The organism is Streptococcus anginosus subsp. whileyi MAS624 (assembly GCF_000478925.1).
Lineage (GTDB): Bacteria > Bacillota > Bacilli > Lactobacillales > Streptococcaceae > Streptococcus > Streptococcus whileyi.
The window spans coordinates 515,326-538,848 of the sequence record NZ_AP013072.1; the positions used below are offsets into that span (position 1 = coordinate 515,326).

Genomic DNA, 23,523 nt, shown 5'->3' on the forward strand with positions numbered 1-23,523 from the left:
ACTTTTCACACCAAATTCACACCATTATTTTTTAAGGTTGCGATAGGCAATTTCTCCAACAGCCATTGGAACGACATTTGAAGTATTAACATAAGTTTTGGTAGTAAAGGTGTCGCTATGTGTTAGAGCTTCTGAGATGGCTTCTAATGATGTTCCTGCTTGTTTAGCTAAAGTTGCTCCTGTGTGGCGTAGCTTATGCGGTGTAGCGTGTGTCAGCCCCTTGTGTCGGCGTTTGACAGACTTCATCTTGTTATTGAGGTAATCAGCGTGTAAAGGGCTATTAACATTCCCTTTCATGTCAATATAGGTAAACACATATTGTTCATTAGATTGAATAATACCAAATTTTGCTAGTTCGGTTTTTTGTTGTTTTTTCCAAGATAGAAGTAAATCAGCTAATTCAGTTGGGATTTGGAAAGTTGTTTTCTTGTTTCCTTTGGTGGATTTTGGATTTTTATATTTATCTAAGGCCTGTATTAACTGAATTTCTTGTTTGTTAATATCAATGTGTTTCCATTGAAGAGCGTAGCTTTCAGACTTTCTATCTCCTAAAAAGAAAGTGGTGAAGAATAGAACGTAGTCTTTGAATAAGAGTTTACCGTTTTCCAAGTCTTCCTCAAATGCGGTAAACCACGCCTGTAGCTCTGCTTGTGATAGGTATAAGTCTTCATCGTTTTTGGCTTCTTGTAGCTTGATTTTCTTAGTTGCTTTGATTCGTCTGATAGTTTTTGAAATGCGGTTAGTTTCTATATATTCCAATTCTTAAGCCCAGTCAAAGATAGAATTAACATAGCTTCTAATGGCCTTGAAGTTTGCATATTCTTCTGCTTTTTGGGTTAATAGATTCAAAACAACTTGCTTGTTCTGGTTGAGAAAATCAATAGAATAATTTCCAAGTATAGGTAGGATATGTTTTCTAAAGACAATTTCTGTTCCGTCAATTGTTGCTTGTGACGGTGGTTTTAAGGTTGAGGTTGTCTGCCCTACCTTGTAGGATTCCCACCACACTTGATGATAAAACTCTTTGAATTGTATAGAACCAGTTCTTTCAAGTTGTGAAGTAGAATCGCCACTTAGAATTTTATCTATTTTATTTTGTAGTTCGAGTTCATATTTTTTAGCCTCACTCCTTAACTTGAAGCGTTTTTCTATCGCTTTTTTATCAATTCCAAGAGAAGTTTTGACTTCTTCAGGAATATAGATTCGTAAGCGATAAGTTCCATTTTTGGTTTTTTTAATTGACATAGTATTCTCCTCGTGAATTGAGCTAGAAAAATACCGTGATTTTATTATAAACAAACCACGGCAAAATTTCTACTGTTTTTGCATCCAACGATTGATTTCATTTTTATCAAATCGAACAGTCTTTCCTATACGAATTGTTGGTAATCCTTTTTGAATCCAACTATCGAGAGTATTGTTAGAAATTCCTAAGTAAATACAAGTTTGTTGTTTATTTAAAAACGGACTTTCGAGATTGCTATTGTTTAGTCTGTTTTCAATTTCTTGTTTGATTAAATCGGATATTAAAAGCTGTATTTGATGTATTTGCTCGTCTGGTAAAATGACTTGCATGCTGTCACCTCTTGTATATTATTTAGTATTTTGAGATAATAGCAACAACAGAAGTAGTTGTTACTATTTTTGTTGAATGTTTTGGTTATCATTGTTGGTTTGGTCGCTAGCGTTGATAACCTTTTTTGTTGTATTCCATTGCATGTTTCGGATTACTGTTTTGACTAAATGGTCTAGAGCATTGTTTTTTGTATATTGCTCTACTTCTGAAAAACAATAGGAATGATATCTAGGTTCATACCAAGGATTACTAGAAGTTGTATCAGTTTTTTTAGATTTTATGGGTAAGGACAACCAAAAAGAATCATTGATAGTCAATAAGTAATCAATACGTCGAATAAATTGACCTAAATCTTCGCCGATATTACCTTTGGAAGCTTCGAAAAAGCTGACTGGTTTCTTAGTACTTGTAATGATGATGACTTTTGCTGAGCCCATCTTATTGTGATATCTTGCAGAGATAGGGCTAATCATATAAGGGTCTAGTAATTTCAACCAATCTGATACCGTTAAACTATCTCCTCTGATATCATCTAAGAATAAAATATCCTGCCCGTTATATTCATCAAAAGCATTTGTGGAAGCTGTTACACAAGTATCCCAATTTTGTCCAAATTTTAAAGACACTTTTTGTAGAATTCGAATGAGCTGTTTACTTATTGTTGTTTTTCCAATACCGCTATCAGCAGTGATAAAAATGACTGTTTTTTTAAACTCACCATTTTCAAGTTCTGAAATGGTCTTATAGCTTTTTCGTTCACTAGATGTATCCAGTGCTTCGTTTATTTTTCGCTTATGTTGTCCATAAATGGCGTAATATTCATCTGTTAGCATGATATTACTTTTGGTGATTTCACCAGAAAGAATTTTTTCAATTAACCAATCAACGCTAAGAGCTGTTTCTTTTGCTTTTTTAGTTGCCCTCCCCTTCATCCAAGTTTCCATACTTCTATTGTAGACACTAAGATAATCTTCCCCCAATAAGGTTACGACTTCATCAGGAGAATATTGGAACTTACTTTCATCTTTAGCATGAACTAGATAGGCTAAACAGTTGTCATAACCGTATCGTCCAGATTTCAATTTTTCCAAGTATTGTGGCTCTATACCAATAGCAAGAGCGATTTTGCTGAGAGAAGCACCTTTTTCGAATTTGAATAAAAAATGGATATGTTCTGCTTTTTTCTCTGTTACATTTTTCATTTCGTCTTGATTCCACACGGTTATTTCATCTTTATCATGCTTGATACCGTAAGCTTCTTTTACGCTTATATTTTCATTATTCAGTTTATCAACGACAACTTGTAGTAGAGGTTTACAGTTCCCATCTCGTGCTAGCTTAATAGGAGTTTTATCTTCCCATGTTTCCCAGTATGTATCCTCTAATTGTTGTACAAGCATAATAGCTGTGAGATTAGCTTCTTTTTTTACCATAATAAGGATTTTTCCTTTCTAATTATTCTTCTAACTATTCTACTGCTAAATCAAGTTTTTTGATTTTGAAACACTCTCAAAAAATCTTGATTTAGCTAGTTTTTTTGATATGCCCGGCACTCGACAAGCCCAGTGCCGGGCAGGCGTAAGAATAGTTGAAATTAAAATTTGTTTCAGCTTTTCAAGCTGACCGACCTCGTGACCCGTCGGCTGCGTCAGGAGTCCCTATTTAGATAAGGTAAACTTTGCTAATCTTATCTAAATAGAGATTAAATATACTTTATTCTTCGAACCAAGGTGTCTCAAAAAAATGTGGTTCGTTTTCCCATTTACGCCCACTTCCGACAAACCTTGCCAGCCCTTGCCCTTTCCCATATGCACGCTTCGGCATGTCAGCGAAACCAGACATTAGATATTTACGCTCATCAGCGGAATCAGCTGCGCCACCCAACATAATCACCGCATCGGAGCAGTTGACGCGAGCTAGAGAGGGGAGAAATCCCTCTTTTGTAGCAAATTGGCTAATAGCTATGATATGTATTCCAGCAGAACCACCAGTAGCAGATAGACGGTTGATAGCAGTATTCCAGCGTGAAGTGAGTTTAAGGCTTTTATCCACTTTATCCAATGACTCAAGAGAGGCGTTTAGGTTTCCTAGTTCATCGAAGAACAGTCCTATATCAGGCATATTTTCCATTTCTAGATACTTTTCTTTGTTAGCTTCGTTGATTTCAGCCAGTCGTTTGTCCATTACAGTGCACCAATACTCTGCACGCTCCACAATTTTGATAGGGTCTGATTGCCATTTAAACTCTTTAACATATCGGTCGAATTTAGCTGAATTATATTCTACTATCCATTCTTGTAGTGACATTAGATGCGCTATGTATCGACCAGCCAAGACAGATTTCCCTGCTCTAGTACGAGCAATTATAGATATCATAGGTGTAATGTCAGAATGCCAAATAAGGTCTTTAGATAAGCGTATGGAGTGTTTGTTTTCACATACCAGACTGTTCAAGGAGTCCTTGTTTCTGACAGTTAATCGTTGAGAAGTCAACACATCTTCAAAATAAAATATGATAAAACTATCTCCGACAGATAATTCAGAACTCACAACTGCAAATCTTTGATATGTACCTGCTAAGATTCCAGATACACGTTGTTCGAACTTTTCACGGTTAGCACGTTCCCAGTTTGCAATGTTTTCAATAGCGATATATCCATTTGATAGGTCTTCATCAACCCATACATGTATCTCAGGCATTTCATCGCCAAAACGTGTTGAATTCGATAGTTTGAGTACATCTGTAATTTGTTTGTCGTTAAACAATCGCTTTAGTTTTTTTGCTAGCTTTTGGGATTGAATAGACATAGCAGGTATAGAAATTGTTGACACTTCTTCACGTTTAAGATATGTATAGATAGATAAAACGATTGATAATAGAGTGCAAGTCAAAAAAAATAATGATGGCTTCTCAAAGAATTTTGAAATAAAAAGATGAGAATTTAGAGCTAGTATACAAATAAGATAACACATAGCAGAAAACATCAAACTTATCAAAGAAAATTGATAACCTTGAAATTTACTGTTTGATTGTCGTTTGATTCTTCTGTATTTACGCATTACGTTGAACCACGCTAACGGAATCAGCCGAATACCAACCAATGCCGTTATTGGTTGCACCACCACGGACATTTCGGAATTGAAGAACAGTACCAAATTTGACTTCCACTTGATTCGGTGCTTTAATTGTGTATTCTAAATCATTGTTAGTATCAACTACTGAATACTTAAATTTATTACCCACCTCTTCAATAGAACCAGTAGAAAGAACGTTGAGAACAGGGACAACATCAGTTGTATATTTATTACCAGTTTTTTCACTGACCATTACTTTAGATTGTGTTTTTTGCTTGAGAACTTCCTCTAAAGTTTTAATCCAAGTTGTTTTAGACACTTTCATCACCCCCTTTCAGTGTTGCTTGTTCTAAAACTGTTATTAGAGAATTAAACAAATATGTATCATAAGTTTGTAAATAATTAACCAAGAAATGCCATTTGGAAGGCAGATTATCAGTTAGATATTGACACTTGACATAATTATTATAATCTACTAACATGGTCCGATACGATCGATACAATTTTTCGAAATATTGAAATTCATTATAATTAGATTTAGTTTGAATCCATATCACAAATTTTGTAACTTTATTATTCATAACTTTAGTATTGAATGCCTTTCTTTCTTTTATTTATTAGACGATTTTCTCGTTTAATATGCTTTAATTATATAACGTAAATTGCGTTTTTACAGTTTATTTGATATAATATTTAAAGAGATAAAACAACTATATAACAATGATTTGTTTATAGAATATATTGCGTTTTTCTTTTGTTTTTGATAAATTGCAAGAATAAGTGCAACATTTACTCGTACTCATCCACTAGAGCTTCACAAGCAGTTCTGTAAGCTAAACATTTTCGTGGTCGGTGATTGATATCATATAAGGCCTTGTTCAAAGCCTCATCAGAGATAGCGGCTAAATCTGTTTTCTTTGGAAAATATTCTCTTAGTAAGCCATTGGCGTTTTCATTGCTTCCTCTCTGCCAGGATGAATAGGCGTCCGCAAAGAAAAAGGAAATTCCTAAATTCTCTACCAGAGGATAGCAGGCAAACTCTTTTCCCCTATCTGAAGTGAAGGTTTTAAGAGCCTCTTTTGGAAATAGCTTATAAAGTTGTTCGATGGCTGAAAACATGGATTTGGCTGTTCTGTCTGGTATCTTGAAAGCTAAGTAAAAGCGCGTTTTTCGCTCCAGAAAGGTCGCTAAACAGCCCTTGCTTTTGCCTCTGGAAGACACCACAGTATCGAGCTCCCAGTGACCAAAGGTCTCACGATTCCTGACCTCTTTAGGACGTTTGGCAATCGATGTGCCAATCCTAAATCTTCCACGTGTTTCTTTAGGTTGTCGAGTTTTTCCTTTACGACGAAGGACACTCAAATCCAGAGCAATCAAACCAGCATAGAGCCAGTTATAGATTGTTTTAAAAGCTACCATCGGCCTTTGTTCAAGCTGATAGCGGCCACAAATCTGTTCAGGCGACCAGGAGGATTTTAAACCGTCCTCAATTTCCTTTTTCAACGTTGGTGTCAAACGAGACTTCCGACCTTTTTGCTTAGCCCTGTGGTCATACTGTTCCTGTGCTAGGGCTGCGGAGTAACCATTTTGGCATCGTCTTAACTCTCTTGAAATGGTAGACTTATGGACGCCAAGTTTACTTGCAATTTGGCAAGGTTTCAAACCTAATTCCAAGTAGGTTTCTATCTTTATTCGGTCGGTTATGGTAAGATGGAAGTAGCTCATAGTTTTTCCTCGGGATTCTGTTTGTGTGGTTACTTACAGTTTACACCAATGAAACGCTATGAGTTTTTTTGTTGCACTATATTTTACAATTTATCTTTTTAAAAAATAAAATGCGTTTTTCAAGGAGGGGATATGATAAAAAAATATACAAATGATGATTTAATAAAAATATTTAAGAGATTAACTGGTATTACGGTCCATAAATCAACTGTAAATAGGTGGATAAAAAATATATCTAATAATAAAGGTGAAACAAGAGGACGAAAACAATATATTAACGAAGATTTATTTTATCAAGTTCTTACAGATAATATTAAAAGGAAAACGAACATAATATTAGACATTGATTCTATAAATGAGTTGAAGAAAGATGAAAATTATATTCCACCAGAGATACAGAAGGCAAAAGATAGTAATATAAAGCGCTATGATCAATTATACGAAGAAGATATTAAGAATTTTTTGGGATGGAAAAATAATCCTTTATCTAATAGTGAAAAGCGTTACTTGAAGTTGAATGATTCGGTCCTAAATGATGTGGAAGAACAGTTTAATAATTATGTTAGACAGAATTTTGATGAATTTCTATTTCAAATGAAAATAGCATTTATGCAACAAATAGATTCCTTTGAACTATTAAGCGAGAATCGAAAAAAGTTAAAATCTGATGTGTATGAATATTGTGTAAGCAATACGGAAAATAGGGTTTCACAAAGATTAATCGAGTTATGTGACAATAATTTTGAAACTGGTAAGAAAGACTATGAAAAAGAGATTAGTGATATTAAAAATAATTTGTTTAATCGTCCTGAAGTATATTTTAATAAAACACCAAGAGAAATTTATTTAAAAAAAGAACTTGAAGCTAAGAAGTTAGAGTTGCAAGTTAAATGTTTATTTGCTAACTATACAAAATCAACTAAGAAAAAGTTTTATGAAGATGAGTTGGAAAAAGATTTAAAAAAACGATTAAGTCTTATATCTGATGATATCACTGGTGATAAGTTAAATGAGCTTAATGAACAGCTAAATGATTACTCATATTATATATATTAGAGAAGTAAAAAGTATCTCTATCTAATCATACTCAAAAGATAGTAATATGAATTACTTTATTCAAAAAGATAATTTAGAGACAACGAACATAAAAATATATTCAATATAAAAAATCCGATAAGTTCACATAAAAACTTATCGGATTTTAATTCATCTTTATTAATTAGGTCATTATAAAAGTAAGGAATAAATAAAAAATTAAGATTTTCCTTTGTCTTTTACAGTTTCTATAAGAATTTGAAAAGCAATTAATAGTTGTTTTTGTTCAGATGAGGGTAATTCAAGCAAATCATCAACTAATTTTTGAAGTTCTTTATTTTCTGTATTAACCTGACTTTCGAAAAATTCTACCGTATTAGAATCTAATGCAGTTAAAATTTTTTCAAGTGTATCTATTTTGATGTTAGAACCTTTTGTTTCTAAATTTGAAATATAGTCTGTTCCAACATCTGCTTTTTCACTTAAAGTTTGCTGACTCATTGATTTGATTTTTCGTAAAGTTCGTACTCTTTTTCCTATGTAATGCCGTAAATAAAATTTTGTCATAATGATAACCTCGTATATAAAATATGATACAGAGTTTACAAGTACAACATAACCAGCATACAAACTAAAAATATCAAATATATTGTCTATAGACTAATTTTGTGTTAAAATAGTTCTAAACAAGTGCTAAATACTTGACAAAAACGCTTGTTATACTACATATAACAAGGCTTGACTTTGTAGTCAAGCCTTCCTAAAAGTTAAAAAACAGGAGGAACTATGGGAAACAAGGTTATTAAAGGTACAGCAACAGGGGCTATAGCACTAGCTGCGTTTGGTGTAGCTAGTGGGGCAACTGTTCAGGCAGAAGAGTTGACCAAACCGTCAACTACTCTGTCTTCTGATGTAACAGCACCCAAGGCGCATAATATTAAAGTCTTAGACGGTGTTCTATTGACGAAGGATAGCGCTGTGGTCACTACCACCCCAACAGAGAAGACGGTTGAGGAAGCGCATGGGATTAAGCAACAGGCTGACCAAGCGGTGACCGACCAAGCCGGGAAAGTGGCTGAAAGTGCTCAAGCCGAAGCCAACAGCCAAAAAGCGGTAGAAGATGCCAATGCCAAGGTAGCCGAAGCGGAGAAGAATAAGGCTGCCGCTACACCAGATGCGATTGCCCAAGCAGAAAAAAGTGTAACTGATACGCAAAAAGAAATTGCACAAAATCAAAAAGCAAGTGATACCGCAGCAACCACCACACAAAAAGCGACTGACGCGGCGACTACCCAAAAACAAGCGGTAGAACAAGCCCAAAAAGGGGTAGAAGCTGGACAAAAAGCAGTTGATACGGCTAAAAAAGGTGTCAATACCGCCAAAGCAGCGCTCGATGGCACAGGCGAACAAAAAGCCCTTGACGAACAAAAAGCAGCCAACAAAGGCTTAGAAGATGCCAAAAAGGCAGAAAGCGATGCCACTCAAAAATTGGTAGACGCTAAAAAGGCAGATACCGACCGTCATGCCCAAATCAAGGACTTGAAAGACCAAGCAGCCACTCAAAGCAAAACGGCAACCGACACCGCAACCGATGCGGCTGCGAAAAAGACAGCGGATAGCGCTGCTAAAGCGGATGTCAGCACTGCTAAAAAGGACGTAGAAACGGCTCAGGCAGCCCTCGATGGAACCGGCGCCCAAAAGGTCTTGGATGAACAAAAAGCTGCTGAGAAGGCTCTTTCTGACGCCAAAACCAAAGAAGTGGAAGCCGCTCAAAAATTGGACGAAGCCAAGAAAGCAGTCAAAGAAGCAGCCGAAGCCAAACGTGATGCGTTGCAGAAAGAATTGGACGACAAGAAGAAGTTATCGACGATCACCGTACCACAATATGTGATTGATGCGTATAAGAAGTATTTGGATTCTGAACGTGAAGAAGCCGATAAAGATGCGCTTCAAGATGTCTTCAACAAGTGGATTGAGGAAGGTGCTTACGACATTGAACGTTATGGAAATGTACCAATTGATCCATCAACGGTTGATCCAGCTCATATGACCCGTGAACAAGCAAAAGCCTTAACCCAATATTATGCACACTTAGTTACAGCAGTTCGCCGCCAAATCTGGGGTACTAATGTGAAGACTTACACCACCGAAGAAGCAATGGACTATGTGCAAAAAGTTGCCGAAGCATATGCAAAAGAAAACAAACCATGGTCATCTGGTCACAGTCATGATGCATTGAACGCAGGTCAAACTAATTCTTCTAAGTTAACATGGAATACAGAAAATATCAGTACGCTTCGTACAAGTACTACAACCATGACAGAAATGTATCGATTTATCGTTCGTACAATCATTGGTATGATGGTGGATGACTACCATAGTAATTTTGGTCATATGGACAATATGCTTGGTAGCTCTGACTACGACGACGTTATCGGTGTCGCATCCAGTGTGACCCCAAACGGTCTTGGTCGCATGCATTATGTTGGTTTCCCAACTGCACACGCCGGTCAAGCCCTACCAGACCCATATGACACAACGCAATTGGAAAAAGACTTGGCTCAAGCCGAAAGTGATTTTCAAGCCGCACTCACAGCCTTCAATGAAGCCAATGGGGTTCTGACTGCTAAACAAGCTGCTTTTGATGCAGCTCATCAAGCATTGAGCACGACACAAAGCGAATTGGCTACTGTACGCAACCAAGCGCTCCAAACACCTAGCGCTGAAATGGCACACCGTGCAGCAGTTGCAACGCGTACTAGCGCAGAAACCCGCAAAGCGAGTGCAGACAAAGCGGTTACCAACCTCAACGCATCCATTCAAGAAAAACAAGCTGCGCTTCGCAAAGCACAAGCGGTCTTAGTTGCCAAAGAAGAAGCGGCTCAAAAGGCTGCAACCGCTCTTCGTGAAGCAGAAAGCAAAGCAATAGAAGCGCAACAGATGCTCAACGCTACCAAAGCCAAATTGGCAGCACTTACCGGGGTGAAAGACGCTACACCAGCGGCTAATGAAGCCCTTGAAAAAGCAACGACTGCGCGCAAGGATGCACAAGCTCGTAAAGATGCGGCAGACAAAGCGGTTGCCAACCTCAAAGCATCTATCAAAGAAAAACAAGCGGCGCTTCGTACCGCAGAACAAGCCTTGACGGCAGCTGAAAACAACTTGGCTGTGTTGAAAGCAAGTAAAGCAAATGAAGATGCCAAATTGGTAGCTGCTGAACAAGCGGTAGCCGATGCTAAAGCCGTGGAAGCTAAATCGGCTGCGGAACGTGCAGTGCTGGAAGGCAAGTTGAAAGACCAACAAAACTTGCTGACCATGTATAAGAATGCAGATAAGTTGCTTAGTGAAGCAGTATCAAGACAATTGGAAGCAAGTGCGAAACATAAGGAAGCCGTTGCGAAAACATTAGAAGCGCGTAGTAAACTGGCGGAACTGTTGAAAGACCAACGGGATGCAAATAGCCAGTATGAGGCGGTGAAGAAGGCTTATGAGGAGTGGTTGGCTTCTAAGAAAGCAGCAGAAGAAAAAGCACAAGCTCTTTCAATGCGTCAAGCTGCCAAACCAATGACCACAAGCAAAAAGATTCGCCCAACCATTCACTCAAGCTATATTTATAGCCGAGCTGACAAACAACTCCCACAAACTGGAGAAAAAGGTTCATGGCTGGCATTGATAGGTATGGGAATCTTAGCAAGTCTTAGCTTTGGTGTACGTAGAAAACAGGGAAGAAACTAAGATTCTAAGGTTATATATGTTCATCAAATCAATGTAAACGAGGTAATACAATGGGATATGATTTTGAAACTTTACTGGGGTGCGAAGGAGAAAATCTTGCTGAAGCATATGATAGAGCTGTATCTGAATATCAGGAACGGGAACTAGAAGAAACACAAGTTGAAGATGTTATAAATTTAGAAGACTTTCTTTATTTGGGAGATGTGTTTTGTGAAGTTCCCTATCAGCTAGATCCTGCTTTTCTACATTTTATACTTCTAAACTGCTATAAGAAGATTAAAAATTTTGAATATGCTGATTATAAATTTTCAGATGCCGGCTTAATTAGAGAAAATCCACATTATTTTTTCCAAGGAGAAAACAATATTAGTATCACTATAGAGTATCAGGAAAATAAAATGTTATTTCTTGCGGACACAAAAGAGGGCGAGGAATTTATCCTAAAGGTAAAGAAAGAAGTCTTTAAAAATAAAGAAAATATTGCACTTTCTTCAAAATGGCTAGCTGTAGCAGGAATAGCAAACCGTCAAGTAATATGTTATTCTTTTCAGCGCCTAAAAGAATCAAAGCCTGATAAAATTTATAATGAACAAGATGTCTCAAATGGTAAATCTTATGATTCTGAAGGTTTTAAGGTGACTTGTTATAATAACGGTACCGTTTTAACACAAGGGGGCATGTTGTGGCATGAAGAGTATTTCTCTCTACAAACCTTTTGGTTGGCAGTACTAGAAAAAGTATTTCTTTAAAATTGCCTCAATCATATTAACGTATAAGTCTTTTTTGAGGGTTGTTGATAGCATTCTTTAGTCATCTCCTATACAGAAAAAGCTCTGGTATCTAAAAATACTAGAGCTTTTAAACTATCGAAAAAATTTTTAGCATTCTCATTGGTTATTAGGCACAATGTACTCATAACTTTCGTATTGATTCTTAACCAATGTTCCATTCCTTTCGTCTGTTGATAACATAAGCTTTTAAATCTATCACATCTTGAACAGTAGGTTCATAATTTTCAATCATTGATGACCCGATAGCATACCAGACAGTATCAAAATCTGAAAAGTTATCAAAAGGAATCCCTAAAATTGTTAATTCTTCTTTATTTACATCAAGTGTCATGGCACACCTCCTTGTATCACATTGTCTCTATTATATCATGTAATAGGATAAATCCATCCTATATTTTTGATTTTGTTGCTTAAAAATGGTATGATAGACAAAAGGAGGCGATGACAATGCAAATTAATCTTGAAAATTTAATTTCAATCACGGAGGCAAATCAGAATTTCTCTAAAGTTGCTCGTATGGTTGATAGTGAGGGTACAGCTGTTATTTTGAAAAACAATAAACCTAAATATGTTTTAGTTGACTATAATACCTTGGTTCAAGAAGAAGAGGCAGAAGCTGTTGTTGCAGATCAAGCTAGTGTTGACGAGGTGGCAAGTTCTATCTTGTCACGCCACCTAGAAGCCTTGAAGGAATTAGCCAAATGAAGCGATTAACCGTTGAACAGGTTGTTGCCTTACATAGTCAATTGATTATATCTACGGGAGGAATGGATGGTGTACGAGACAAGGGGTTAGTTGAGTCCTCGCTTTCTAATGTTTTTGATACTTATTTTGGAGTTGATCAATATCCAACTATTGAAGAGAAGGCGGCTAGACTTTGTTATTCTTTGATTAAGAACCATGCTTTTTTAGACGGGAACAAGCGTATTGGTATTTTTGCGATGCTTGTGCTACTAGAAATTAACGATATTGTGCTTGATTGTACTGATGAAGAGTTAGTTCATCTTGGATTAGGTGTAGCAGCATCAGAATTAACCTACGAAGATATTTTAGATTTTGTAAAAAATCATTGATACAAAAAGCAAGTGACTACTAAAAATCACTTGCTTTATTTTTTAATTATTCGAAGATAAAAATGGTGTGAACTTTTGGTATTTTTAGCTCAATTCGTGTATTTTTGTAGTGAAATTCCCACCATTAAATAATATTTGTAAAGTATGCTCATACACGAAGCCGTTGGATGTTAATAGAATGAGCTGAGCGCCAAGAAATCAATAGCAAGCGAACCACTCAGCATAATAAGGTTATCTATACTTTGAAATTGCTCAGTTGGTATCTGGAGCAGGTAGGGAAAGATATTCAGTTGTTTAAAGATATTGAAGACGATAGAAAGCAGATTGGAGAGTTTGCTTCTTATATGCCATAAATGAACGATAGAAAAGCAGACTGTAACAGGTCTACTTTTTGGACTCCTACAATGTGTTGAAAAGACTCTGCTATTTCAATACATTATAGGAGTGAGATGTAGTATTGGGCTAGTCTATTTTATGGTGTTAATTCCTTCTCATTAGAATAGACTTATGGTAATTTATAAGAATCTTTAGTGATTAGCTATGAAATCACCAAGGTTTTTGATTTGTTGCTTGAAAATGTGGTACTGCTCAGTTGAGCTTTTTGGAAGAATATATCTCGTAGAGCGTCCCTTGCCTTCTATTTCTATGTAATTTTTATTTTGTAGTAATTTCAGATTTTCTCTGAACTTATACTCAGTCATTAGAGAATTTTCAAGCACATCATTTTTAGTTATATGACCATTTTCGATAATATATCTAAGTATCGTTTTTTCATCATCTGATATATCTTTGTAGGAAGATAATAAATTTACTTTCCAAATTGTGACGATAGTGCTATCAAAAGTAGTTCTAACTTCGGGAATTTTTAGTTTATATTTTTCAGAAATATCAAAAATCTTTGGACCACCTGAACCAGCTTTCTCTGATAAACCAATTCTGCGGAACAATGAAGAGATTGTACTATTTCGTGTTTTTGAAGTGCCACCATGTATAAATTCAGGAATAGAAATTTTCATCTTACCTGGATTTTTAAATTCATAATAATCTTGGTATGCTGTAATGACTATAGGTGAATCAAAATCATAGTAAGCGTGCATCAAGCAGTTAATAAAAGCTTCACGAATAGATTCAGATAGGTCTTTCTTAAATGGTAAACGGTGAGCAGATTCATCATCCAACTCGAATTTATCGCTCGTTGTAGCGGTTAATTTCTTGTAGACCAAATTGAAAAAATCGAACATATTCAAATCAGGATACATCATATCTCCTGTTGAAATCCTATCATTCCATCTGGTTGAAAGGGAGGTGTCTTTTTCAAAGTAATCTAACTGAAATTTAGGATAGCGAGAAATTATAGAATTGTACTTTCCGAAGAATAGTAGACCACCTGCAGTAAGTTTATATTGATTATCTGTGCGGTCTTTTTTAAATACACCAATTTCCGTTAGAAAATCTCTTAGAGAAATTTTGTTATATTTTTCATTGCCAGTAAGTTCAATCAATAAGTTTTTATAATTAGCTATGGTATCTACATTCAGGTCGTCTTCATCAAAGTTATTAAGTAATTCGCTATCAATGTCATCATGAGAACTAGCCATAAGATATTTTAGTTCTTCTTTATCAAGGTGGACATCACCCTCTCCTAATCTCTTGTATGATTCACGATAATCCAGGGTTGGCTTCTCTTACAGTAACTACTATGAGGTGTTTATCTTTATTGGGGATTTTTACATATTCGATATCATTATCGGTAAGTAGATTACAGCTGACTTTTTGCTTGTTAGCAACCAATGCTAGTAAATTATCTCGAATTTTCTGAGGGTCATCAACTCCTTGATAGGGATCAGTGTTCTTTTCGTCAATTCCGAGAATTATTTTTCCGCCATCTGTATTCGCAAATGCCGAATAGGTTTCCCAGAATGAGTTTGGGAGGCTGTTTTTAGCTTTTTTATATTCTAAATTCGCTCCTTCAATTTTAAAATCCATCTCTATCCTTTCTATAATACATATTTTATTTGACGATTATCACGCGAAAAAAATTCTTAACGGAGAACCAAAATCCTTGATTTTATTGGATTCACACACATTCTTTTTGTACTACCGCGCGAATATCACGCGAAACCTGATTATTTATTATCCGAAATAATATAGATACCAGTTGAATTCTAGTCAATATTTAATTCCTTTCATTTGTTAATAACGTAAGCTTTTTAATCCATCACATCTTGAACAGTTGGTTCATAAATTTCAATCGTTGATGAACCAATGGTATTAAAGTCAGAAAAGTTGTTGAATGGAATTCCTAGTATAGTAAGCTCTTCTTTATTTACATCAAGGGTCACGGTGAATCTCCCTTTCCGTTTCTTAATTTGATGATTATCACGCGAAAAAAATTCTTAACGGAGAACCAAAATCCTTGATTTTATTGGGGTTATATAATTTCTTTTTAAACTATCACGCGAATTTCACGCGAATACCTGTTATCTATTCCTTTCTATTATATCATATCATCAAGTCAGAGGACTATTGATTGACTAAAATCATCGAGGAAATAGTGGGAACTTTCGGTATTAATCAACTCAATTCTTTGTAATTTTGGGGTAAAATTCACACCATTCAGATGAAATTAGTTGAAATTTAATGAAATTTCAAGTATTGAAAACTATTAAAAACGTTGATTTTAAAGGCTTTTTGAAATTTATTCAAATACATATTTATAAAAACAGGTCTTAAGAAAGCTCGTAAAGCTTCACAATTCTCAAAACGTTAAGAACCAGCTACAATACAGCATTTACAACACTTCATGGTTCACACCATGAGGTGCTTTTTTTGCGATTTTTAGTAAAAAAGCACCACTTTTCACACCATTATTTATTTTAGGTTTCGGTAGGCGATTTCTCCAACGGTCATTGGAACGATGGTAGAGGTATTGATGTAGTTTTTAGTTATGCAGTCGTATTTATGAAGTTTTACCAGAGTGCTTCCTATTTTACACACTATTTTTACGCTAATGTTTGTCATCATCAGTCATATAAGTAGTAAATTGTAGTCTGATAATCACTTCAAAAGTAGATAAATCATTTCTTTCTTTGCTTAATTCTAAATTATATGAAAGTCAGAGCACTGTTTAAATGTTGCTGTTACAAACCAAGGAAAAAGAGATACAAAAATAGCCTCTACAAACATATTGATTGTATGGGCTATTCTGTCAAAAATTACCAGCTAGGAAAAATGACTATATTCTAAAGACTCGATTTTGAACTGCACCCCAAAAGTTAGACAAGAAAACTCTAACTTTTAGGGTGTTATTTTTATGAAATTAAGTTATGAAGACAAGGTTCAAATCTATTACTTGCGAAAAAGCGGCGCAACTCTCAAGTCATTATCAAAACAGTTTAACTTCAATCAGTCAGGGATCGAATATCTGATTCGGCTGATTGATAGGCATGGAGTAGGCATTGTCAAGAGAGGTAAGAAGACTTATTATTCTCCTGAACTAAAGCAAAAAATCCTTCATCAAGTTCTTCTTGAAGGGCGTTCTCAATTGTCAGTCTCTCTCGATTTTGCCCTTCCTAACAGGGGGACTCTCCCAAATTGGCTGGCACAATATAAGAAAAACGGCTATACTATTGTTGAGAAACAAAGAGGGAGACCACCAAAGATGGGACGTAAGAAAAAGAAAACTTGGGAAGAAATGACGGAACTAGAGCGACTTCAAGAAGAGAACGAGCGTCTTAGAACGGAGAATGCCTATCTAAAAAAGTTGAGGGAGTTACGCTTAAGGGACAAAACCTTACAGCACGAAAAGCAGAGACAATTAGAGAGATGGTCAAGGGAGGATTCCGATTAAGTTTCCTACTAGCCATAGCTAAACTCTCTCGTGCAACTTACTATTACCAGCTAAAACAGCTGGACAAACCAGACAAGAATCAAGAGTTAAAAGCTGAAATTCAATTGATTTATGATGAGCACAAGGGAAACTATGGTTATCGTCGGATTCATCTTGAACTGAAAAATCGTGGCTTTCACGTTAATCATAAGAAAGTTCAGCGATTGATGCAAGTGATGGGACTACAAGCTCGAATTCGTCGTCAACGGAAGTATTCTTCTTACAAGGGGGAGATTGGTAAGAAAGCTGAGAATCTCATTCAGCGTCAATTTCAAGCTTCTAAGCCTTATGAGAAGTGCTATACAGATGTAACCGAATTTGCCTTACCAAACGTCAATGGAAAGCTCTACCTGTCTCCTATTTTAGATGGGTATAATAGTGAAATCATTGCCTTTACCTTGTCACGTTCACCTGACTTGAACCAGGTCAGAACAATGTTAGCCAAGGCTTTTCCTGCTGAAACCTACAAGGGAACCATTCTCCACAGTGACCAAGGCTGGCAGTATCAGCACCAGTCTTATCATCAATTCTTAGAAGCGAAAGGAATTGTCCCATCTATGTCTCGCAAGGGCAATAGTCCAGACAATGGGATGATGGAGTCCTTCTTTGGCATCCTCAAATCGGAGATGTTCTACGGTTATGAGAAGAGTTATCAATCGCTTGAGGAGCTGGAGAAAGCTATTGCAACTTATATTGTTTATTACAACAATAAACGGAGCAAAACTAAACTAAAAGGACTTAGTCCTGTGCAGTACAGAACTAAATCCTTTCACTAATATTTTTTGTCTAACTTTTTGGGGGCAGTACATTTTTCGGGCTCTTTTTTCTAGTCTATATGATTATCTTCGTCTAGTGAGATGTATTGGTCAAGAGAAGAATGAACGAGGGTTAAAAATTTTTCTTTGAAGACTTGTGGTGGGAGTGGCTTTTCTTGGGCTATCCATACTTCAATGTTGGCAATCACATAATGAACCAGTAGGGAGATGATAAAATCATCTGGCAAATCAATAAGGGATTGATTCGGTTTGATATTTTCAAGTGCCCATTTTGTGTAAATCTTTTTTAAATAATTGGTCCAATAAGGATCCGTTGAGCTAGAATACAGCATTTTTAGCCATTTTCGATTTTCATAAAGAATGGGGAAAATATTATCTGCAATGAAAAGAAATGGGTCTTTATTTTCGAGAGTATCATATTCTAAAAACATTTCGTAAATGGGCTTATCAATACTCTCATGAATGGATTCAATGATGTCGTCAACACTATTGAAATGATGTTTGTAAATTGCTTGACGTGAAATACCAGCTTTCTTAGCGATATCACTCATTGAGAGATTGACTTCATCAGGATTTTGCATTGCCAAGTCATAGAAAGCATCCAAAATCTTTTGTTGACTACCTTTTACCATATAAAACAACTCCTTGTTCTTTTTAGTATAATGGAAAGAGAAAAAGATTGCAAGAAAAAGTGAATAATAAAGACGTTAATGCAGTCCTTTTAAAATTGCTATTTGATAAGAGTAATTGGCGTGTGAAATTAGAAGTTGCATATTATTCCTGTGTTTTCTTCTGGTTTAATGCAGCGATTATTTTATCGGATATTGTCCTTTTGTCAAATGTGATTGCTATTATTGTTCATCTATTTGTCCCAAGTGTTCATATTCCTTTTACATTTGATTCAAGTAATATTTACATTGCGCAATTGATGTTGTTTAATTAGCTTTTGATGATTATGCTGTATCTCTTACAAATCAATATCTCTCTTGCTTCCCAATTTGGTCAAGCGACTTCTAAGCAGATTTGGTTAGCTTTGATTTCTTACTTTACTTATTCGCAGCTATTCATCATTGTTTCAATTGATGCTGTAACTTCTGTGACCTTGGATAAACTCTTCCATCGTGACGGAACCAAGTGGGTTAAAACGAAGCGATTTGCAGGATAGGAGGAAACGTGAAAAGAACAAATTTAAGATATGTTTGGTTAGTTGCTATTTTATTGGCAATCATTACTATTTTTACTTATGTTAGATTCAATAGTACAGGTCATTTGAAGAATCAGATTTACCAACAATGGTCAAAAAATTATGTAGTTCAGCAAAAAGACAAGGCCTACGTCAAAACAACGAACGATAAGAAAAAGGATGTTGTGCTGTCTGAATCGCAGGGCTATGGAATGGTGACTGCGGTTGAAGCGGCAAAGCAAGGGTATGCCAGCCAGAAAGATTTTGAACGTTTGTACAATTATTATTTGGCACATCGTATGAAAAATACGCAGCTGATGTCATGGCGACAAACAGTCAAGAATGGTGTCGTTACAGCCGAAACCAATAATGCAACAGATGGCGATCTTTATATTACGTATGCTCTGATTCAAGCAGCTAAATTATGGCCACAGAAGGCTGCCGTTTATAATGCGCAGGCCAAGGCAATCTTGAAGGATATTTTGACTTATAATTATAACAGTACAACAGGAGTGCTGACGGTTGGAAATTGGGCAACTTCAGACTCAAAATACTATCGTCTAATGCGAACATCAGATGTTCTTCCAGCTCAGTTCCAAGCTTTTTACAAGTTGACAGGTAATAGGCAATGGTTAAATATCAGATCAAACATGCTATCTAAATTGGAAATGATGAGTGCTAAATCAAAAACAGGTCTACTTCCTGATTTCCTTTGGGTGGAAGCAGATACAGTTCGGGCAGCTGAGAAAAAAGCTGTTGCTTCTAAGTATGACGGTGATTATTATTATAATGCTTGTCGCTTGCCATATAATTTAGCGCAAAGTTGGGATAAACAAAGCCGAAAGATATTGAATAAAATGATGAATTTCTTTATGAAACAAGAAGTGCTTTATGCTGGTTATACGTTAAAAGGCAAGGCTCTAAGTCATTATCAGTCTGCTAGTTTTGGCGCTCCGATTTTCTATGCAGCCAGCCGAAATTCAGCATATCGAAAACTGGTTCAGCAAAATAAATATATTTTTATGCAAGATTTGTCAAAGGAAAATTATTACGAAGCAGCCATGATTACCCTTGTTGCACTAGATGCTTTATAAACTAAATAGAAGTGGACACAAATTGGTATTTCGTAAGAAATTGATTTTGTCGCCCCACCCTGTAGGGTTGAGTTGGTGGTATTAGTTAGGGATTACTTAACTACTGCATATTGAGTTTTATTTTAGAAGAAAGTAAACGAGTCTGGGACATTTTTGTCTCAGACTCGTTTTTACTAGTAGAGTATTCTATTCTTCTTTTTTCTTTAAATGGAGCAAGTAGCCACTGACAAGAATGAACATGCTAGCAATAACCAAGCTGCTTTGATTTTCTTTGCTTCCTGTTTGTGGAAGTTGAGCTTTTCGAGTAGCGTTCATGATTTGAGGTTGAGGAGTGTAGCGTAGGGTTGTAGCTTGACCAGTCTGAGGTTTTTGATTGATGATTTCAACAACTTCAGTAGAAGGTTTTTGTTCTTTCTCAAGATCTTTCAGTTGAGCTAATTGACTGCCAAAGATAGCATTGGATACCCAACGGTAGAAATGAATCGTGTGAAGACGGTTTGTTGGGTTGCCAGCATAAATAAAGAGTGGTTGTTCTTTGTAGCTACCAGAAATAGCTACAATCTTATTGGCTAACTGTTCATTACCTAGCCACCAACCAGCGATATAATAATCACTGCCAGCAATCGAAGCTAATGTCTTGAAATTTGCAGGTACCTTAGCAATCCAGTTTCTAGAATTAGAATAGAAGAGATCATTCTTATTGTAACCACTAGTCAACGGATCTTTGTCATCAATGATAGCTTTCATCAGGCCTTCATAATCACTACCATTTTTGAGTTGTTATGCGTCAAAGCCGTCAACCGCACCGAGTTCTTCAAGGCGTTGCATAGCAGTTCCGCCAACTACAATGGTTGGCTTCAGACCAAGGAGAGACTTGTCAAAGTTGTCACTTTCTAAAACAATCACATCAGCTTCTTCAGGGGTATTGACAATGTCAAATCCTAAATTCTTCAAAGCAAGAGCGGTATGAGCAGGAGTATCCACACCAGCCCAATAGTATTGATGAGGCGGTGCATAAACTTTTAAAGCTTTTAAGGCTTGACCTTGAGGAACTTTATACAGTGCATCTCCATAAATTGCAAAGTTGTTCAGCAGGTTGGCAAAAGTAGGTGTATCCACGATGTAGCCATCGTCTGTCAAATAAACTTTCTTACCGTCTCGGATTGCACGATTGACAGCGCGAACGGCACTTTCTGAAGTATTAGCAATGACATAATATGGTGCTTTGTGGTCAATTTCGCTAGTCCGAATAGCACGAAGAGCAGTTACTTCACCGAGTTTACCGTCAAAGAGTTTTTCTTTAAAGACTGCTACTGCTTTGAATCCCCTCATATCTGGGAAATTAACCAGCAATTCTGCATACATAGCGGCCCAAGCAGATTCGTTGGAGCCCTTGTAGAGGATATGGTTGGCATAGCCACGTTTAGCTTGTGCCATGTCAACAACCAAATCCCCCTTCTTATAACCGCTAGTGTCTTCCTTCAATTCTTGAATGACAACTCCGTTTCTCTTGAAGTATTCAATCATATTGAAGGCTTGTTGAGAGTCGTTGGATTTGTCAAGTCCCATTGGAATAACGTAGTAGTCAGGGAAGAATTTCTTTTGTCCATGTTTGATACGACCGACCACTTTACCATCTGGTCCAACTAATTCATTTTCAGCTTTTGGATCTTCTACTTTGTTCACGCCACGAAGGTAGAAGTTGAGGCGCATTTCCATGAGTTTATCAGGATTTTGAGATAAGTAGTCAATTCCGCCCAAAACAGCGTGGAAACCAGCCTTGTAAGATTCTTGATTTCCTTGAGGGATTTCAATAGTGTGTCCTAGAATGCCATGATACATGCCATAAACACCAGTATAACCAGAAAAAGAGTCGTCCCAACCGTCGCCCCAGTCTAACTTCGGAATGATGTAGTGATCATAGTTAGAATTGGCAACGCCAGCACGTCCCATGTGATGAGCATTTTCTAGCATAAGGTCTGCCAAAAGGTCATACTCAAAGTTTGGATCGTGCGGAGGTGTAGCTGGCTCGATAAGGAAATCTTTGACAAATCCGTGAATGTCATAAAGGGCAATCGGATTCCATTTATTGATAAGTCCAGCAACCGTGCGAGTTTCAGGGTTTGTCTGATAGCTCGTATCGCGGTTAGGATCCAGACCATTTGCAAGTGCACGTGTATTGGCAACATCTCCGTCAGGATTTTCTGTGAAATCAAAGAGGAAGATGAATTTCTTGAGAAGGTCTTTAACGGAGAGGGTTACGATTTTTTGTGTTCCATCTGCTTGAGTCGTTTTAAAGCTGATTTGGTCTTGGGTTGCGAAAGAGTTGAACAAGCCGGTAATAATATCAATAGCAGGTTGCTCATCAGCATGTGTGTTGTTGATGAGGATAGGAAGTTTGTAGTCTAATTTGCCGTCTTTGAGTGCTGCTAACATTTCAGCAGGTTTGGTTAGCGCCATTTTATTGGTTGAATTGAGGTAATCATCAATGCTTTTTTGATCAGAACTGATAATGCCTAACTTAATTTTCCGTCCTTGAGCGCTGGTACCAATGTCTTCAATTTTAACAAGCCGATCATTTTTAGCTTCTTGACGACTTTTTTCGATAGCCGCTAACATTTCTTCGTGAGTATGGAAGTTTTCATACGGTCGGAAAACAAGTGTTTTTCGAATCGTCAGACCGGATGCTTCGTCTGTTCCAACGAGCTCATGATTTCCGATAAATTGCCGATAAGTTCTACGGATATTGTTTGGTGTCCGAAGACTTAAATCCTTTCCAAATAATTCATTAAATTTGAGAGAAAGCTTGAGGTCAGAACCATTAGTTGTTTCCTAAATGGTGACAAAGGAATCTCCTGAAAAATCTCCTTTCTCCATATTCCAAGTTTTCCATTCAGCGATTGGCTTGTTATCTAATTTCCAAGAGATTTTACCAGCTGTAGCTCCCTGTTCCTGCACAGTCTCAGTAATGGTGGCTTTTTCAGACATATGGACTGTACTATTAGCTAATTGAACCTTTTTTTCTTCTGTTCAAGCTGCTCGTGTTTCTGTTTTTGCAGGTGTTGCAGGAGTCTCTGTTCTGGATTCGTTTGTAGTAGAAGTCGAACTGTCTATTGAAGGAGCGCTTTCTGATTTTTGTGCTTCTTCTTGATTGGTTGTTGTGGGAAGCTGAGCTTCAGCTGGTGAAGAATCTGGCGTTGCTGTCGCTTCTGTTGCGTTTGTTGTCGCACTTGACTTTTCGGCAGGGACTACCGTTTCTGTCTTGTTAGTAATAGGCTTCTCCGTGCTATCTTGCGTATCTGCAGCAGCATTTCCTTGCGTTAAAACTGTAACAAGAACGGCAGCTGATAAGCTGAGAACATTTGTGTACAACCGTTTCTTATATGAATTTTTCATAAGAAACCTCCTTTATTATTTGAAGTATACAAAGGTAGTATACTAGGAAATGTAAACGATTTCAAGAAAAAATATAGATAAAAAACAGAAATATGTATAAAACGACAGATATGTAATGAATATGAGTGGAAACAAAAAATTATGATGAATGTAACAGAAAACGTTTACAAAAAAC

18 protein-coding genes and 3 pseudogenes are annotated in these 23,523 nt (G+C 36.6%); 8 read left to right on the forward strand and 13 right to left on the reverse strand.

What is annotated here, in order from left to right; translation table 11 throughout:
- Positions 1-24 precede the first annotated feature (24 nt).
- The 6 genes and pseudogenes from ANG_RS11340 to ANG_RS02705 all read right to left on the reverse strand — a co-directional run bounded on the left by ANG_RS11340 (position 25) and on the right by ANG_RS02705 (position 6,376).
- Positions 25-1,245, reverse strand: a pseudogene (locus tag ANG_RS11340) (site-specific integrase).
- Between the two features lie 69 nt (positions 1,246-1,314).
- A complete protein-coding gene (locus ANG_RS02680; RefSeq protein WP_003035154.1) occupies positions 1,315-1,575 on the reverse strand; it encodes a helix-turn-helix transcriptional regulator in 261 nt (86 codons plus the stop codon).
- Positions 1,576-1,638: 63 nt separating this feature from the next.
- Complete coding sequence (locus ANG_RS02685; protein ID WP_003035134.1) at positions 1,639-3,009, reverse strand: Rep family protein; 1,371 nt, start codon at positions 3,007-3,009, stop codon at positions 1,639-1,641.
- Between the two features lie 280 nt (positions 3,010-3,289).
- Positions 3,290-4,636: a hypothetical protein gene (locus tag ANG_RS02690; protein WP_025271628.1), complete on the reverse strand. Its 1,347-nt coding sequence runs from the start codon at positions 4,634-4,636 to the stop codon at positions 3,290-3,292.
- Positions 4,629-4,976, reverse strand: coding sequence for a hypothetical protein (locus ANG_RS02695; protein ID WP_003035132.1), 348 nt, complete (start codon positions 4,974-4,976; stop codon positions 4,629-4,631). The genes ANG_RS02690 and ANG_RS02695 overlap by 8 nt, the downstream gene beginning before the upstream one ends.
- 464 nt (positions 4,977-5,440) lie before the next feature.
- The gene (locus tag ANG_RS02705; RefSeq protein ID WP_020999450.1) at positions 5,441-6,376 is read right to left on the reverse strand and encodes an IS30 family transposase; all 936 of its coding nucleotides are present in this window, start codon (positions 6,374-6,376) and stop codon (positions 5,441-5,443) included.
- A 132-nt stretch (positions 6,377-6,508) separates the two neighbouring features.
- On the opposite strand from ANG_RS02705, the gene ANG_RS02710 reads away from it, so the two are divergent.
- Positions 6,509-7,432 carry a hypothetical protein gene (locus ANG_RS02710; protein ID WP_003038291.1) on the forward strand — a complete coding sequence of 308 codons (924 nt, stop codon included), beginning with the start codon at positions 6,509-6,511 and terminating at the stop codon, positions 7,430-7,432.
- Between the two features lie 198 nt (positions 7,433-7,630).
- On the opposite strand, the gene ANG_RS02715 is transcribed toward ANG_RS02710, so the two are convergent.
- Positions 7,631-7,978, reverse strand: coding sequence for a helix-turn-helix domain-containing protein (locus ANG_RS02715; protein ID WP_003038271.1), 348 nt, complete (start codon positions 7,976-7,978; stop codon positions 7,631-7,633).
- A gap of 219 nt (positions 7,979-8,197) precedes the next feature.
- On the opposite strand from ANG_RS02715, the gene ANG_RS02720 reads away from it, so the two are divergent.
- Positions 8,198-11,146: an SEC10/PgrA surface exclusion domain-containing protein gene (locus tag ANG_RS02720; protein WP_025271631.1), complete on the forward strand. Its 2,949-nt coding sequence runs from the start codon at positions 8,198-8,200 to the stop codon at positions 11,144-11,146.
- Positions 11,147-11,196: 50 nt separating this feature from the next.
- On the forward strand, positions 11,197-11,895 hold the full coding sequence (locus tag ANG_RS02725) for a hypothetical protein (RefSeq protein ID WP_003038287.1): 699 nt from the start codon (positions 11,197-11,199) through the stop codon (positions 11,893-11,895).
- Between the two features lie 184 nt (positions 11,896-12,079).
- Here the strand turns inward: ANG_RS02725 and ANG_RS02730 are convergent, their stop codons facing one another.
- Positions 12,080-12,268: a hypothetical protein gene (locus tag ANG_RS02730; RefSeq protein WP_003038285.1), complete on the reverse strand. Its 189-nt coding sequence runs from the start codon at positions 12,266-12,268 to the stop codon at positions 12,080-12,082.
- 116 nt (positions 12,269-12,384) lie between these two features.
- Between ANG_RS02730 and ANG_RS02735 the strand changes: the two genes are divergently transcribed.
- Together ANG_RS02735 and ANG_RS02740 are read left to right on the forward strand one after the other, a co-directional pair.
- Positions 12,385-12,642 carry a type II toxin-antitoxin system Phd/YefM family antitoxin gene (locus tag ANG_RS02735; protein WP_003038281.1) on the forward strand — a complete coding sequence of 86 codons (258 nt, stop codon included), beginning with the start codon at positions 12,385-12,387 and terminating at the stop codon, positions 12,640-12,642.
- A complete protein-coding gene (locus tag ANG_RS02740) occupies positions 12,639-13,010 on the forward strand; it encodes a type II toxin-antitoxin system death-on-curing family toxin (protein WP_003038274.1) in 372 nt (123 codons plus the stop codon). Before ANG_RS02735 ends, ANG_RS02740 begins: the two co-directional genes overlap by 4 nt.
- 527 nt (positions 13,011-13,537) lie before the next feature.
- Here ANG_RS02740 and ANG_RS02745 read toward each other — a convergent pair.
- From ANG_RS02745 to ANG_RS11550, 3 genes are all read right to left on the reverse strand, one after another.
- Positions 13,538-14,608, reverse strand: a complete 1,071-nt coding sequence (locus ANG_RS02745; RefSeq protein ID WP_080671903.1) for an ATP-binding protein — start codon at positions 14,606-14,608, stop codon at positions 13,538-13,540.
- Positions 14,609-14,669: 61 nt separating this feature from the next.
- The gene (locus tag ANG_RS10855; RefSeq protein WP_080671904.1) at positions 14,670-14,996 is read right to left on the reverse strand and encodes an AlbA family DNA-binding domain-containing protein; all 327 of its coding nucleotides are present in this window, start codon (positions 14,994-14,996) and stop codon (positions 14,670-14,672) included.
- Between the two features lie 224 nt (positions 14,997-15,220).
- Entirely contained in the window at positions 15,221-15,352 is a 132-nt protein-coding gene (locus tag ANG_RS11550) for a hypothetical protein (RefSeq protein ID WP_003038280.1), read from the reverse strand.
- Between the two features lie 971 nt (positions 15,353-16,323).
- Between ANG_RS11550 and ANG_RS10860 the strand changes: the two genes are divergently transcribed.
- Positions 16,324-17,675, forward strand: a protein-coding gene (locus ANG_RS10860; RefSeq protein WP_148290573.1) for an IS3 family transposase whose coding sequence is annotated in 2 segments (ribosomal slippage) — positions 16,324-16,786 and positions 16,786-17,675 — 1,353 coding nt in all. Because the reading frame shifts where the segments join, the coding sequence is not laid out codon by codon here.
- Between the two features lie 50 nt (positions 17,676-17,725).
- Here ANG_RS10860 and ANG_RS02760 read toward each other — a convergent pair.
- The gene (locus tag ANG_RS02760; protein ID WP_003035520.1) at positions 17,726-18,307 is read right to left on the reverse strand and encodes a TetR/AcrR family transcriptional regulator; all 582 of its coding nucleotides are present in this window, start codon (positions 18,305-18,307) and stop codon (positions 17,726-17,728) included.
- A gap of 26 nt (positions 18,308-18,333) precedes the next feature.
- Here ANG_RS02760 and ANG_RS02765 point away from each other — a divergent pair.
- Positions 18,334-18,840: pseudogene (locus tag ANG_RS02765) on the forward strand (glycosyltransferase family 2 protein); the annotation flags it as partial.
- A gap of 8 nt (positions 18,841-18,848) precedes the next feature.
- Positions 18,849-19,952, forward strand: coding sequence for a glycosyl hydrolase family 8 (locus ANG_RS02770; protein WP_003035429.1), 1,104 nt, complete (start codon positions 18,849-18,851; stop codon positions 19,950-19,952).
- A gap of 186 nt (positions 19,953-20,138) precedes the next feature.
- Here the strand turns inward: ANG_RS02770 and ANG_RS02775 are convergent.
- A pseudogene (locus ANG_RS02775) lies at positions 20,139-23,348 on the reverse strand (LPXTG-anchored zinc carboxypeptidase).
- Positions 23,349-23,523: the final 175 nt, after the last annotated feature.